The following is a 15006-nucleotide window of genomic DNA, read 5'->3' as shown; positions in this document are numbered from 1 at the left end:
CGCAAAGGGTGGTTATAGTCTATCGAATGGTTTGGGCTACCTGCTGCCCCAAGGGGGTAAGAACGTATTTCCCGTCGTATTTCTGCACGTAGCCGAGCTGTTTGAGCTTGTTGAAGTTGTTCGTCGTGTTCGATGCGGTAATGCTGAGCGCCGCGGCGACGTCCTTGTTTCCGAGCGGCCCTTCGAAGAGGAGGGTCTGGAGGAAGCGGGTTTGCGTGGAGGAGAGGTGCGCGGTAGAGGCGCTGGGCATCGGCGGCTGCCCTCCGACGACTTCGTAGAAGGGCTGCCCGCCCGCCGTGGCCAGGTAGGAACCACCGACCTGCGCTGCCGGATAGGAAGTCTGGACGACGACGGGCATTCCGCCGTAAACGGCACCAGGCGCGGTGTAAGATTGCGCCGGAGCGGGGGATGCGATCACGTGGCCCTGATAGGGAATTTGCTGCAGGGGTATCGGTTGGCTGCTTTGAGGCACCGTGACGGCCTGGGGGACCGCCTCGGGGGCGGCCATTCCATAAGCGGGCGCTCCGCCGGCGTAGGACTGGGCGGCCATCTCGTTCAGGGCATCCTCCCCGTCGTCTCCGGCGACGGAAATGGTGACGACGGCCCCTGTGCCCAGGTTGTCCTCGATAGTGATGGTTCCCCGGGACATCTCGAGGTACTCCCGCACGATGGGGAGACCCGACCCGACCCCGCGGATGTAGTTCCTCATGGGCTCCACGGCCGACGAGAACCCCGGCATCTGGGCCTTGTCCTTGCAGGGGATGCCCGGTCCGTGGTCGGCGAAGATGATGGTGTTCCCGCCGTCCCTCACGGTGACGAGCACCTCTTTGAACTGGGCGTGGATGAAGTTCTCCGACACCTCGCGAATAATTGTGTAGGAAATGGAGCCCCCGAGCTCCTGGGAGCTCTGATAGATGGTGGAGGCCAGGGCCTCGATGTAGGTTCCCGTGTCCGAGGGTTGGATCTTAATGACGCGGGGGCCGCTGAGGGCATCGTCGTACACGGCGATGTTGCTCACCGTGTTGACGAAGGAGTAGTCGTAGCCCTCGCTCTCGGAGGGGAGGCCGGCGCCGGCCGAGGAGTTCATTTCCATAGTGTTCGATCTCGTTCCGTGGGGTTCGTCGGTCATTCATCGTTTCGGAAGAAATTCACCGGTATTGTATCGTGTTTCAAGGTTTCCGTTGAGAGTTATGAACATTTTTTCAGGCCATTGGAAAGTAATTCACTACGAGTTCAGAAATTGTTGAAAACTTCAGTCGATATACCGCGTGTTTTTCAACTAATTCAAACTTATAAACAAAATATTCAGCAAAAGTGGAAAACTTTGAAAAGTGGAAAAGAAAAAAGAAGTCCAGTAATCCCCAAAAAGTGAAAAACTTTGCTCCGAAACCCTTGACAAGGGGATAAAACGGCTCTTCTCGGCACGAAGTGGGGGTGTTTTACCCTGCTTACCGTTACCTGGCGGTAATAAGCGAACAAAAGTGCCAAAGAGCGGGCAATGATTGTGGAGAAATGATATTTCACCAGGTAAATAAGGTATTTTCATCGGTTTAGAAATAACTAAACGATCTTCGATAAAAGCATGGAAAGCAGTTTGAAGGGATATCCACCCGGTGGAAACCTCGTTTTCCACCGATATTGCTGGGAAGAAACTCGGTTTTCCACTTTATCCACCAGAGAGTACACTCTATATTGTGGAAAACTCACCCTCCTTCCCCTTGTTGCGCCTGTGGTTCTGCCGAAGAGCGTCGCCGAGTATCTTTCATCGCGGCAGGATGGCGGTATAATGCCGCCTTGAGCTAAGAGACCATCTCGTGTATGCGAACTGCCGTGCCATGGCAGGGGAAGGCCCCATCTTGAAACTGAGCATCAACCGCACCGAGCTTGCCAACGCCCTCTCCATCGTCCTGAAAGGCGTCTCCACCCGTTCGACGCTGCCCGTGCTGTCGGGCATCCTCATCGAGGCTACGGGCGACACCATCATCCTCCAAGCAACCGACTTGGAGCTTTCCATCCAGTATTCGGTGGCCGCGCTCGTCGAGGAGGAGGGTCGAGCCGTGGTGCCCGGCAAGCTGTTCTCCGAAATCGTGAAGAACCTGCCCGATGCCGCCGTTCATGTGGAGGCGACCGAGGACCAGGCGTTCATTACCTGCGACACCTCCTCGTTCTCCATTCGCGCCCTTAACGCCGAGGATTTCCCCGGTTTCCCCAAGGTGGAGACCCATCAGCGCATCGAGATTCCCTTCCAGCAGTTCTCCACGATGGTCAAGCGCGTCTCGCGTGTGGTGTCGAAGGACGAGAGCCGCGCCATTCTCACCGGCGTGCTCATCACCCTGGAGAACGGTGTGCTGCGCATGGTGGCCACCGACTCCTACCGCCTGGCCATCACCGACGCCCCCATGCCCGACGCGACCGCCGATGAGTTCCAGGCCGTCATCTCCGGCACGTTCCTCTCCGAGATCGCCTCTCTTCCGAAGACTGAGTCGCCGGTATCGCTGGCCCTCGCCGACAACCAGATCGTGGTGACCTGCGAAGACACCGTGTTTATCAACCGCCGTATCGAGGGGAACTTCCCCAACTATAAGCAGCTGCTGCCCGACACCTACGCCACCCGCGCGACCTTGGAGGTCGATAAGCTCGTGGCCAGCGTCCGCCGCGCCTCGCTGTTGGGATCGGCGGCTTCCCCGGTGCGCTTCGATTTGAACGTCGCATCGCAGACCGCGCAGATTACCGCCGCCTCCCAAGATGTGGGCAGTGCTCAGGAGATTCTCCCCTGCACCGTGGAAGGCGAGGATGTCGAGATCGCGTTCAACTACGCTTATGTACTCGACGGCCTCGGTTCCATCGCCACCGACGAGGTGTATCTCGAGGTGCTTTCCTCCCTTAAGCCCGGTATTTTCCGCGCTCTCGAGCCTGAGAACTTCCTCTACCTGGTCATGCCAGTGCGCATTTCCTAACCGATGTTTCACGTGGAACGCTCTCAGATTCGGCTGTTGCACTGCGGCCTCGGTCCGATCCTCTTCAGCCGGGGCGGTCCCCGATGACCCTGCGCATTGAAGAGCTGACGTTCCGAGACTTCCGCAACTACGAGCAGTTGCACTTGGACTCCCTCGGCGATATCACCGTGCTCGTGGGGGACAATGCCATCGGCAAGACGAATATCGTCGAGGGTATCCAGTTGCTCACGGCCTTGACGTCGTTTCGCCACGGCACCATGGAGCAGCTCATCCGTCACGGGAGGCCTGAGGCTCGCCTCGAGATGCTCGTTTCCGATGGGAACCGCGCGCTCACTATCGATGCCCACCTCGACGGCAAGACGCGTAAGTACCGCCTGAACGGTAAGGGCAAACGGCCCTCGGATCTCAAGGGGCTTATCCCCTCGGTCATCTTCACTCCCGATGATTTGGAATTGGTGAAGGGTCCCGCCTCGGGCCGTCGGGCGGTTCTCGATGCCCTCGGCTCCCAGGTGAACAAGAACTATTACACTGTGCGCCGTGATTACGAGAAGGTCATCCGTCACAAGAACCGCCTGCTGAAAGACGATGCCGACCAGACCCTCGTCGCGGCCATCAACGAGATGGTTATCACCGTAGGAGCGCAGCTTACCTGCTATCGTGCGGCTCTCTTCGCCCGTGTGCTGCCCTTTGCGGCTGAGAAGTACCGTCAGATCTCCGGCGGCCGCGAGCAGTTGACCGCCGAGTACGTTCCCTCGTGGAGCGCTCCCCGAAACTCAACGGAGGAAAGGGATGCTTTCGAGCCTGAGGTTCTCTCCGGCGGCGTCTCCTCGTTCTCCCGCGACGAGGCCCGAGCCGCCCTCGCCCGCGCTCTCGATGAACGCGCCGCCGAGGAGCGCCGCCGCGGCCGGGCGGTAGTGGGACCCCATGCCGACGGCATCTCGTTCCTTCTCGACGGGAAGAACGCCACCCTCTACGGCAGCCAGGGCCAGCAGCGCTCCATCGTGCTCGCCTACAAGCTCGCCGAGGCCGCGGTCATCGAGGAGCTTCTGGAGCAGAAACCGGTGCTGCTCCTCGACGACGTGATGAGCGAGCTGGACGGCCGCCGCCGCGAGGCATTGGTGGAGGCCATGGAGCGGGGAAGCCAGACGTTCATCACTACGGCGAATCTCGATTATTTTGACCAGAATATGATTTCCCGCGCTAACGTGGTTGAGTTGCCCTACAAACCGCCGACGCCGGAAATATGATATTTTCCCCACAAAGAATCAAAACCACCCCTTAGAAGGCCCCATACAAGCCGTTCTCAGACCGCATTGAGAAAACTAGGTCATGTAACACGGGCCGCCATGCTATAATCGACACTCGGTCAGCGTCCGCCTCGGACGCATTTTCTATGTTAAGAGCGAAGGAGTGTCAGTGGCACAGAAACCAGATCATTACGACGGTTCTGACATTCAAGTCCTCGAAGGACTTGAGGCCGTTCGCAAGCGCCCCGGCATGTACATCGGCTCCACGGGCCCGCGCGGTCTGCACCACCTGGTCTACGAGGTGGTCGACAACGCCGTGGATGAGGCCTTGGCCGGGTACTGCGACACCATCGAGGTGTGGATCCATCCCGATAATTCCATCTCCGTCAACGACAACGGCCGCGGCATCCCCGTGGACAAGCACCCCAAGGAGAAGATTCCCACGGTCGAGGTCGTGCTCACCATCCTGCACGCTGGTGGCAAGTTCGGCGGCGAGGGCTACAAGGTGTCCGGGGGTCTGCACGGCGTGGGCGTCTCGGTCGTGAACGCGCTTTCCACTAAGGTGGAGGTGCAGGTGCGCCGCGACGGCAAGACCTACGAGATCGACTTCGACCACGGTAAGACCCGCACGAAGCTGCACGAGGTGGGCCCGGCGAAGGATACCGGCACCATGGTCACCTTCTGGCCCGACCCGGATATCTTCACCGAGACCACGACCTACGACTACGACGTGCTGGCGGCCCGATTCCGCGAGATGTCGTTCCTCAACAAGGGCCTGAAGATCATCCTGCACGACGAGCGCGTGACCGACGCCGACGGCAACCCCCGCACCGAGGTGTTCCAGGCGCTCGGCGGCATCGTCGACTTCGTGAAGTTCTTGAACGACGGCAAGGAGACGCTGAACAAGCCCATCTACTTCGAGGCCGAGAACGCCGACGGCACGGTGGAGGTGGCTCTCCAGTGGTCCAGCTCCTACTCCACCAATTCGGTCATGGCCTTCGCCAACAACATCAACACCCACGAGGGCGGCACGCACATGGACGGCTTCAAGCAGGCCATCACGCGTACCATCAACGACTATGCCCGCGCCAAGGGTCTTCTGAAGGAGAAGGACTCCAACCTCTCCGGCGAGGACGCCCGCGAGGGCCTGGCCGCCATCATCTCGGTGAAGCTGCACGACCCGCAGTTCGAGGGCCAGACGAAGACGAAGCTCGGCAACACCGAGATCCGCCCGCTCGTGCAGAACGCCGTCACCCAGGGCCTCGCCGAGTACCTGGAGGAGAACCCCACTCCGGCCAAGCGCATCATCGGCAAGGCCACTCAGGCCCTGAAGGCCCGCGAGGCTGCCCGCAAGGCCCGCGAGATGACGCGCCGCAAGAACGTGCTCGACTCGTTCAGCATGCCCGGCAAGCTCGCCGACTGCGCCAGCAAGGACGCCAGCCAGTCCGAAATCTTCATTGTAGAGGGCGACTCGGCAGGCGGCTCGGCGAAGCAGGCCCGCGACCGCAAGTTCCAGGCCATCCTGCCGCTGCGCGGTAAGATCCTGAACGTGGAGCGCGCCGGTTTGCACCGCTCGCTGTCTTCCGATACCATCAGCTCGCTCATCACTGCCATCGGCACCAACATCGGCGAGGACTTCGACGCCGAGAAGGCCCGCTACCACCGCATCATCATCATGACCGATGCCGACGTGGACGGTGCGCACATCCGCTGCCTGCTGCTCACGTTCTTCTACCGCTACATGCCCGAGCTCATCAACCTGGGCTATATCTACATCGCCCAGCCGCCCATCTTCGGTCTGAAGAAGAAGAACTCGCGCAGCCCCAAGGTGGAACGCTACATCTACGACGAGAAGGCGCTGTCCGCCACCCTGGCCGAGTACGACGATCCTGGCAAGTTCGATGTGCAGCGCTATAAGGGTCTCGGTGAGATGGATCCCGAGCAGCTGTGGGAGACCACCATGGAGCCGGCCACCCGCACGCTTCTGCAGGTGAACATCGACGACGCCGTGGAGGCCGAGCGCGTGGTGAGCGAGCTCATGGGCGAGCAGGTGGAGCCCCGCAAGGAGTTCATCCAGAAGCACGCCCGAGACGTCCGCTTCCTGGACATTTAAGGAGTAGGTAAGAGTAGAGGGAGTGCGGCCGGGGTGGCCGCGCGCAGGTTGCGCAGCGAACGAAACAGTCCACTGGACTGTTTCGCTGAGCGAGCCATTGCTTGAGCACGGCCACCCCGGCCGCACTCCCTCGGACAGAGCCTTGTAAGTTTCTAAAGAAAGGAAACTGATGGCAGATTTTGAAGACGAGAACTTCGACGCCGACGAGCGCGACGAGGTAGAGGCCGCCGAGGAGGACGCCCTCTACCTGGCCGAAGATGTCGACACCGATGACGAGGGCGACGAGGACGCCGAGCTTGCCAGCGCCAGCTCCACTATCGACGAGGAAGACGATGTGGAAGACGCCGACGCCGACGGCAACGAGCCGGGCTTCGTCTCCGAGGAGGAGCGCGCCCGCTCGCTGATCGTGGATATGCCCAACCCCCACGGCTCCATCATCGAGGGTGCCAACGGCGGCGAGGGCACCACGGTGCGCGCCGCGTTCCTCGGCAAGGAGATGCAGACCTCCTTCCTCGAGTACTCCATGTCGGTTATCGTGTCCCGCGCCCTGCCTGACGTGCGCGACGGCTTGAAGCCGGTGCATCGCCGTATTCTGTACGCCATGAACGAATCGGGCTACACGCCCAGCAAGCCGCACATGAAGTCGGCCCGTACCGTCGGCGACGTGATCGGCAAGTACCACCCCCATGGCGACTCGGCCGTGTACGACACTATGGTGCGCCTGGCCCAGCCCTTCAGCCTGCGCCTGCCCCTCATCGACGGCCATGGCAACTTCGGCTCCATCGACGGCGACTCCGCCGCCGCCATGCGTTACACCGAGGCCCGTCTGGACAAGCCGGCCATGGAGCTGCTGCGCGACCTCGACAAGGAAACCGTCGACTTCCAGCCCAACTACGACGAGAGCCTGCAGGAGCCGACCGTCCTGCCCTCCCGTTTCCCGAACCTGCTGGTGAACGGCTCGAACGGCATCGCCGTCGGCATGGCCACGAACATTCCGCCGCACAATCTCGGCGAGGCCATCGACGCCACCTGCCTGATGATGGACAATCCGGAGTGCACTACCGAGGAGCTGCTCCAGGTTATGCCCGGCCCCGACTTCCCCACCGGCGGTCTCATCATGGGCAAGAAGGGCATCCTGGATGCCTACGAGACCGGTCATGGCAACCTCACCATCCGCGCGAAGTGCGAAATCGAGGAGAAGAAGAACGGCCGCGCCTCCATCGTGGTGAAGGAGATTCCCTATCAGGTGAACCGCAAGCGCCTGCTGGAGAAGCTCGGCGAGCTCGTGCGCGACAAGAAGCTGCCCGAGATCAGCAACATCCACGACGCTGCCGATCGCAAGGGCATCGACATCATCATCGACCTGAAGTCCAACGCCATTCCGCAGGTGGTGTTGAACAAGCTGTACAAGCACACCCAGCTGCAGGTGGGTTTCGGCGCCAACATGCTGGCCCTGGTGAACGGCACTCCGCGCGTGCTGTCGCTGAAGGAGATCCTGCACTATTACATCGAGCACCAGAAGGACGTCGTCACCCGCCGCACGCGCTACGAGCTGGCCAAGGCCGAGGAGCGCGAGCACATCCTCGAGGGCTACATCATCGCCCTCGACAACATCGACGAGGTTATCCAGATCATCCGCTCGTCCCAGACCGACAAGGAAGCCGGCGCGCGCCTGACCGAGCGCTTCGGTCTCTCCGAGAAGCAGACCAACGCCATCTTGGAGATGCGCCTGCGCCGCCTGACCGGACTGGAGCGCGAGAAGATCGAAGAAGAGCTGGCCGAGCTCCGCGAGAAGATCGCCTACTACAAGCGCATCCTCGCCGACGAGAACCTGCTGAAAGAGGTTATCAAGGAGGAGCTGCAGGAGATCAAGAAGAAGTACGGCAACCCGCGCCGCACCCGCATCACCGGCGAGGCGAAGGATATCGAGGTGGAAGACCTCATCGCCGAGGAGAACATGGTCGTCACCATGACCAAGGCCGGTTACATCAAGCGCCTGCCCGTGAGCACCTACCGCCAGCAGAAGCGCGGCGGCAAGGGCATGCAGGGCGTGAACTTAAAGGACGCCGACTTCGTGGAGCACCTGTTCGTGGCTTCCACTCACTCCTACATGCTGTTCTTCTCCACCAAGGGCAAGGTGTATCGCCTGAAGGTGTACGAGATTCCCGAGGCGAGCCGCCATGCCCGCGGCACGGCCATCGTGAACCTGCTGCCGTTGGAGAAGGGCGAGTCCATCTCGGCCGTCATCGCCACGAAGGACTTCCCCGCCGAGGAGTTCCTCATGTTCGCCACCGCCCAGGGCAACGTGAAGAAGACCTCCATGGACCAGTACGACCGCACTCGCCGCGACGGGCTCATCGCCATCAACTTGAAGGAAGACGACGAGCTCATTTCGGTGAAGCGCGTGGCCAAGGGCGAGAAGGTCATCATGGTGTCCAGCGCCGGCAAGGCCATTCTGTGGGACGAGTCCGAGGCCCGCGCCATGGGCCGCGGCACCATGGGCGTGCGCGGCATGAACGTGCCGGCCGACGCCCACGTGCTCGGCATGGAAATCGCCCGCCCCGGTACCGACCTGTTCGTCATTACCGAGAAGGGCTACGGCAAGCGCACCAAGATCGAGGAGTACCCCGAGCATCATCGCGGCGGCCAGGGCGTGTACACCATCACCATGACCCACAAGAAGGGCCTGCTCGCGGTTATGAAGATTGTCGCTCCCGAGGACGAGATCATGATCGTGTCCGAGGAGGGCGTCATCGTGCGCACTCCGGTGAAGGGCATCTCCGAGCTCGGCCGTTCCACTCAGGGCGTGAAGGTGATGAACGTAGCCGACAAGGACAAGGTCTGCGCCGTGGCCATTTCCTCCACCGGCAAGAAGAAGGCCAAGAAGGAAGGCCCCGCCGACGAGAACCAGCTCGACCTGCTCGATGAGGAGAGCACCGACGGCACGCTCGCCATCGACGACATCGACGGAGACGACGGCGATATCGAAGAGGTTGAGATCGAGGCGACTGAGGAGTAGTTCCAACTCGTTTCAATCGCGAGAAGGGAAGAGCCGCACTAACCTGCGGCTCTTCTTGTCTGAATGGCTAGGAAAGTTCCCCGAAATCATCGGGTGAAATATGGTCGAGGAAGGTCTTGAACTCGGCCAACTCCGCCTCGGTCTGCTGCTCACCCCGGAACAGGAAGGGAAACGAAGCCGAATCGAGCACTGCTTCCTCAATATAGAGAGGTGCATCCTGGCGCAGCGCGAGGGACACGGCATCGCTCGGCCGCGCATCCAGGGTGATAAGGCGCCCCGCCTGGCTCAGAATGAGGTGGGAGAAGAACACCTGCCCCCGTGCCTGGTAAATGACGACGGAATCCACGCGCGCATCCAAGTTGGTCAGCGCATCCAGGAACAGATCATGGGTCATAGGGCGCTCCAACTTCACATGCTCGAGAGCCATTCCGATTTGCGCTGCCTCGGTGGGTCCCACCCAAATGGGAATGATACGCGACTTCCCCGCCGGCGAGTCCTCTACCGGTTGCAGCACGAGTACCGAGGGCTGTGTCGGGCCGGCCACGACCAATGTGAGCACTTTCAGGGGAACCATGCCGACCTCCTCGCTTCGCCTCAGCTTCCCGCGCCGTTCAAGGGGCTCAGCCGCACGGGTTCGCAGCTTCGTTTCGTGCCTCTTATTTTCCCATGTTTGCCGCTCGCCGCTCCGAAAATGAATTTTGCAATTCGGTAAAGTTTTTTCTTGACCCGCCCCTCTGTTCATCGTAAGATAGTCAAGCACTTTTTCAAGGGCCCGTAGCTCAGTTGGTTAGAGCGCACGCCTGATAAGCGTGAGGTCGCTGGTTCAAATCCATTCGGGCCCACCATTACTTTGCGATAAACGCTCCACCGTGAGCCGAGTTAGCCGGTGGAGCGTTTATTATATTCTGGCCCGTTTTCACGTGAAACATGCCAGGGCAATGATCGAGAAAGTGTATCGCCACGGGGCATTAGCTCAGCTGGGAGAGCGCGGGCTTTGCAAGCCTGAGGTCAGGGGTTCGATCCCCCTATGCTCCACCAATCATTTCAGAAGCCGGGTCATAGGATCCGGCTTCTTCTTTTTCACTCCCTCTTCGGTCTCTTCTGCAACGTGAGCGGTGGCAGATGGGCTTATCCCATTCATTTTTCCTATTCGATACCATGTCAACTTACTGTCATCTTCCCGTAAAGTCTGACAAATCTCAGTTTCTATCTATGATAGAAAAGTCAGATTGACTCCTGATACGGCCCAGTTCATCTAAAACCGAATTGACGAGTAGACAACAGCAAGTTGACGGCGGTACAATAGATGATCACAAATATCAGGGAATTTCGGGCGGATGCCCGTGCAGAGAGAGGAACCAGAGGCGGAGAAGGAGACTTCGCCTCGCAAGAGGAGCGGTGAACTATGAAGGCGATGACTCACCACGTTACGTATGAGTTCTCGAAGGCCAAGAAGGTGCTTGCCTCAATGGTCGCCGCCGCGCTCGTGGTCTCGTTCGGCAACTTTGCCGTAGCGGGCACCCATCAGGCGCTGGCGGACGATCAGACTGTCGAGGTGCAGTTCAAGATCGAGGCGCCCGGCGCTACCGTTGAGGTAGATGGCCAATCGTTCACGGCGGATTCGGCGGCTACCTACGCCGCCGCTACTGATGCCGATCTGGCGTTTAGCGTCGATGCCGGTGCCGACTCCTCTCCGGTGACTGTGTCCTACGCAACCGAGGGAGGCCAGCCCCAGGCCCGCGCTGCCATGGGTTCCAAGCAGCCTTCCGATAATCTGATTATCGGAGAGTCGTCCGCAGAGGACGACTCTATTGACGCTTCTGATGCGACGGCTGAGAGTGACCCTTCCGCTCCCGAAGATGCGACGGATAGCTCCGAACCGGAAGGCGCGGTCGAGGCAACTCACGACGGCGCTATGTATATGGAGCAGGAGATGGAGGTCATTCCGGAAACGGCCGTCATCCTGCAGGATTCCATTGAGGACGATGCCACGGCCCTTGCTTCCACGAACGGCGACGCCGTAGAGGAGGAGCTCGTCGACGAGTATCCCCCGATGGCCGCCGCTCCTACGGTGGACGATAGTGAAGAAGAGGCAGTGGAGTCCATTACGCTGCCCGCCAACGAAGACGGCACCTACACCATTCCCATGAGTGTGCTCTCCTCGGCCGCCGATCGCGGTGCCACGGTAGTGGTCACCATTGTGGCTGATGAGGGCGTGACCACGTGGGCCGAGGTGGCCGATGTTCTGCAGAACGGCGAGCAGGGCACGGTGAAGCTCGCCGCCGACATCACCGAGGGCGTAGAGCCGGTGAAGGTGCAGGGCAACAAGACCCTCGATCTGAACGGCCACGACATCACTGCCGAGTACGCCGAGCTTCTCTTCAAGGTGAACAAGGGAGTTACCCTCACCATCACCGACACGAGCGAGAACGCCACGGCGAAGGAGCTCGAGGTAGTCGATTCCGAGTTCAACGGCAAGAAGATTCCGAGTCCTGCTGACGGAGAAGAAGCCCGCGCCAAATTCGAGGCCATGACCGGCAAGACCGCTACTTACAATGCTGAGGATAAGACGCTGCAGTACTTCATCACGAAGGCCTACACCGATCGCCCGGCGAAGGGACAGACCGAGGAGTACCTGTTCGAGTACAAGCTCGACCTGAGCGGTGCGGGTTCCATCGATATTGCCGAGGGCGTCTCCATTGCCCAGGTATATGGCGGTACGCTCAACATCGAAGGCGGGCGCCTTACCATGGCCGACGCCGCCCAGATGATCATCGCCGCCGAATCGGCTACGATCAACATGTCGGGTGGCTTCCTCGTGGGATCCACTGGTGACAACGGCGCTGCTATCTATTCCGAAGGTGCCACCGTGGACGTCGGCGGCAATGCCATTCTTGCTGGCAATACCGCCTCGGGCGACAACAACGGCGGCGCCATCTTCGCCTATAACACCGATCTTAGCATCGGGGGTAATGCCCTGCTTGCCGGCAACACCGCCGGCACTGAGGTGCTGAAGGAGGTCAAGACCGACGGCTTCGCGGACATACGCCTGGGCGGCGCTGTGTACGCCGAGGGCGACACGACGGTGAAGCTTTCCGATAACGCCGTTCTCTCGGGCAATGTCGCGAATGCCGACGGCGGCGCTATCTATCTGCACGGCAAGGGCGCCAATAAGGAGGCCGGCTCGAGCACTCTGGAGATCTCTGACGATGTGTTCATCACCAACAACCGTGCACTGAACGACAAGACCGATGACCATCAAGCCGGCGAGAAGTCCAATGGCGGCCGCCTCGGCGGCGGCGGCGGTATCTTCGCCCTGGATGCGGTGACCATCAACAATGCCCAGATCACCAGCAATTATGCTTCTGATGCAGGCGGCGGCATGGTGATTACCTATTACAAATACGGTATGGTGCCTCCCACCCTGTGTGTCGAGAACGTCATAGTGGCCTCGAACTGGGCCGGTACCTCCGAGGGCGGCGGTATTCATGCTCGCACGTCCTACACGCCGTTGGATTCAAATCCCAACAACGACAGCTACATCAACGCTGGCTACCTCACCAATAACATGACCTCCACCACCTGGGATTACGGCGGAGGGGCTCTCTTCCTTGAGCAGGCTACGAGCAATACCTCGAATCCCACCACGGGCATGCTCGTCCGCTATCCTCTCATCACTGGCAACACGGCGCATGCCTTCGGCGGCGGCGTGGGCGTGTGCACCAACGGCTTTGTCGTCACGGCCGATGCGGCAATTTACGACAACACGGCAGAGCAGGCCAACGCCACGACGAACCCCGGCGAGTTCGGCGATCAGTGGGCCTATGATAAAGACACCTACGGCCTCGATATCGAGGACGGAGCTTCGGACGATTTCTTCTGCGCACGACGCAGCGAGGTGTACAACTCCATGCTCGGCGGCGGCTTCTACCGTTGGACGGGCTATACGAGCGGCACTATTACCTATACCGAGTCCTACAAGGGCACCATCAGCACTTGGCGTGACGGTAGTTGGCCGAACGTACAAACGGGCCTTACCCTTAGCGGCCAGGAAGTGGTCTCGCCGCCCAACGCCCTCTTCAACCCTGCGACTAAGGTAGCTGAAATCTACATTCCCGACGGAAGCAGCGATGTGACGGACTTCTCCGACTACTATGTGACTGTTGAAGTCAAGCAGAGGGTGAGCGACACGTACCCCAAGGGAAAGTGGTCGGGCCGTGTGGAGAAGTCGGAACAAGTGAAGTCTGATGTGGAAGGCTTCTCGAAATTCCTCCTCACCTTGGAGCTGACTAACAGCAGCGACGGCTTCCGCAAGAAGGTCGATTTCGATGACAGCCCGCAGAAGTTGGTGGCTTACACTAACAGCGAGTCCAAGCAGGAACATCTCATTTACCATCTGACCAATCCCGACACCTTCCCGAAAACGGCCGATGCGGTGCTTCAGTCCGACCGGTTCACGGCGCTGAAGGCGGATCCTCTCCCGGATGACAAGGATGCAGCCTTGGCCAAGGCAGTACTCTTCGTAACGGGCAACTACTCCAACACCAACGGCGGCGGCATTGGCTGCAACGACCGCATTGCCATCGGCCGCGATCCGGGCAGCCCGGAGGATCCCGGCGAGTCCACGGAGCCGGAGGATCCGAAGAAGCTTATCGGGGCCTTGCAGATCAACAAGACGCTGAATGAGTTCTCCGCTGAGAGCGGCACGGCCACGGCCCTGTTCAAGGTGACGGGCTACACCGACCGCCACACGGCGGTGAACCGCATCCCCGAGTTCGTGATCTACGAGAACACGGTGGGCTTCACCTTCGGCGCGGGCGAGAACATGAACGCCTCCGAGCTGCTTGAGGGCCTGCCCGCAGGTTGGTATGTCATTGAGGAACAGTACTACAGCGGCGATAACTTCGACGGCACGCCCAACCGCTCCCTGGTGGAGGTGAAGGGCGTCGAGGAAGGCTCGGAAGTCGAGACAGCTGTGGTAGAGGTGTCCTTCGATAACACCTATGTGGACGAGTCTTACGGCACCGGCGCGGTGAACCGCTACGCTTCCGGTGAGAACGGATTCACCTATACGCCTATCAGACCTTCGACGGAAGAGGGGAGGTAGTCATGCAGAAGAGCGCCCTTTCCAAGCGCGTGGCCGCTGCGCTGTCTGTCGCCCTCGTGGTTTCCCTCGGGGCTGCGGGCACGGCGTGGGCCTACTATACCGACACTACCAAGGCCGCCGGCATGATTCAGTTCAAATACGATCCCAACCCGCCCACGACCGAGGTTCAGGAAACGCCCGATGGCGCCAGCAAGATCATCTCGGTGCAGAACACCGGCGAGGTTGACGCCATGGTACGCGTGAAGGTGTTCGACCCCGAAATCAACGGCGTTGAGCTTTCCTTCGAGCCCGGCGATGGCTGGACCCAGGCAGTGAACGAGAACGAAGAGGGCTGGTGGTACTACACCGAGCCTATCGCACCCGGTGCTTCCACTCCCGATCTGAAGGCCGTGGTGGAGGTTGACCCCGCTGTCACTCACGGCTTCGACGTCATCGTCGTGCAGCAGTGCGCCACGGCCAAGCTGTTCGGCACCACCACCAAGGACGGCAACCCGGTGCTCGGCAAGTTCGCCGACGGCGATAAGTACCTGACCTCGCAGAATGCTCGGGAGGGTGAGTAATCC

General features: G+C 60.3%; 9 protein-coding genes and 2 tRNA genes. 8 read left to right on the top strand and 3 right to left on the bottom strand.

Going from position 1 to position 15006, the window contains the following annotated elements; all coding sequences use genetic code 11:
- Positions 1-19: 19 nt before the first annotated feature.
- Together Q5064_RS00190 and Q5064_RS00185 are read right to left on the bottom strand one after the other, a co-directional pair.
- On the bottom strand, positions 20-1093 hold the full coding sequence (locus Q5064_RS00190; protein WP_302961232.1) for an ATP-binding protein: 1074 nt from the start codon (positions 1091-1093) through the stop codon (positions 20-22).
- 186 nt (positions 1094-1279) lie between these two features.
- Positions 1280-1633: a hypothetical protein gene (locus Q5064_RS00185; RefSeq protein WP_302961230.1), complete on the bottom strand. Its 354-nt coding sequence runs from the start codon at positions 1631-1633 to the stop codon at positions 1280-1282.
- Positions 1634-1856: 223 nt separating this feature from the next.
- Between Q5064_RS00185 and dnaN the strand changes: the two genes are divergently transcribed.
- From dnaN to gyrA, 4 genes are all read left to right on the top strand, one after another.
- Positions 1857-2957, top strand: a complete 1101-nt coding sequence (gene dnaN, locus Q5064_RS00180; protein WP_302961228.1) for a DNA polymerase III subunit beta — start codon at positions 1857-1859, stop codon at positions 2955-2957.
- An 83-nt stretch (positions 2958-3040) separates the two neighbouring features.
- Complete coding sequence (locus Q5064_RS00175; protein WP_302961226.1) at positions 3041-4204, top strand: DNA replication/repair protein RecF; 1164 nt, start codon at positions 3041-3043, stop codon at positions 4202-4204.
- Positions 4205-4367: 163 nt separating this feature from the next.
- Positions 4368-6317, top strand: coding sequence for a DNA topoisomerase (ATP-hydrolyzing) subunit B (gene gyrB / locus Q5064_RS00170; protein WP_368389085.1), 1950 nt, complete (start codon positions 4368-4370; stop codon positions 6315-6317).
- A gap of 169 nt (positions 6318-6486) precedes the next feature.
- The gene (gene gyrA, locus Q5064_RS00165; protein ID WP_302961223.1) at positions 6487-9336 is read left to right on the top strand and encodes a DNA gyrase subunit A; all 2850 of its coding nucleotides are present in this window, start codon (positions 6487-6489) and stop codon (positions 9334-9336) included.
- A gap of 67 nt (positions 9337-9403) precedes the next feature.
- On the opposite strand, the gene Q5064_RS00160 is transcribed toward gyrA, so the two are convergent.
- Entirely contained in the window at positions 9404-9910 is a 507-nt protein-coding gene (locus Q5064_RS00160) for a bifunctional nuclease family protein (RefSeq protein WP_302961220.1), read from the bottom strand.
- A gap of 194 nt (positions 9911-10104) precedes the next feature.
- Here Q5064_RS00160 and Q5064_RS00155 point away from each other — a divergent pair.
- The 4 genes from Q5064_RS00155 to Q5064_RS00140 all read left to right on the top strand — a co-directional run bounded on the left by Q5064_RS00155 (position 10105) and on the right by Q5064_RS00140 (position 15003).
- Positions 10105-10181, top strand: a tRNA-Ile gene (locus Q5064_RS00155).
- Positions 10182-10298: 117 nt separating this feature from the next.
- A tRNA-Ala gene (locus tag Q5064_RS00150) sits at positions 10299-10374 on the top strand.
- A gap of 367 nt (positions 10375-10741) precedes the next feature.
- Positions 10742-14443, top strand: coding sequence for a hypothetical protein (locus Q5064_RS00145; RefSeq protein WP_302961218.1), 3702 nt, complete (start codon positions 10742-10744; stop codon positions 14441-14443).
- 2 nt (positions 14444-14445) lie between these two features.
- On the top strand, positions 14446-15003 hold the full coding sequence (locus Q5064_RS00140; RefSeq protein WP_302961216.1) for a hypothetical protein: 558 nt from the start codon (positions 14446-14448) through the stop codon (positions 15001-15003).
- Positions 15004-15006: the final 3 nt, after the last annotated feature.

Source organism: uncultured Adlercreutzia sp. (assembly GCF_958431955.1).
Lineage (GTDB): Bacteria > Actinomycetota > Coriobacteriia > Coriobacteriales > Eggerthellaceae > Adlercreutzia.
The sequence above is the reverse complement of the archived record's forward strand: the minus strand, read 5'-3'. Positions and strand labels throughout refer to the sequence as shown.

Bases quoted from the DNA above. Each gene is read 5' to 3' on its own strand.
- Q5064_RS00190 (WP_302961232.1), bottom strand. From the start codon at position 1,093: ATGGAAATGAACTCCTCGGCCGGCGCCGGCCTCCCCTCCGAGAGCGAG.
- Q5064_RS00175 (WP_302961226.1), top strand. From the start codon at position 3,041: ATGACCCTGCGCATTGAAGAGCTGACGTTCCGAGACTTCCGCAACTAC.
- gyrA (WP_302961223.1), top strand. From the start codon at position 6,487: ATGGCAGATTTTGAAGACGAGAACTTCGACGCCGACGAGCGCGACGAG.
- Q5064_RS00160 (WP_302961220.1), bottom strand. From the start codon at position 9,910: ATGGTTCCCCTGAAAGTGCTCACATTGGTCGTGGCCGGCCCGACACAG.
- Q5064_RS00145 (WP_302961218.1), top strand. From the start codon at position 10,742: ATGAAGGCGATGACTCACCACGTTACGTATGAGTTCTCGAAGGCCAAG.
- Q5064_RS00140 (WP_302961216.1), top strand. From the start codon at position 14,446: ATGCAGAAGAGCGCCCTTTCCAAGCGCGTGGCCGCTGCGCTGTCTGTC.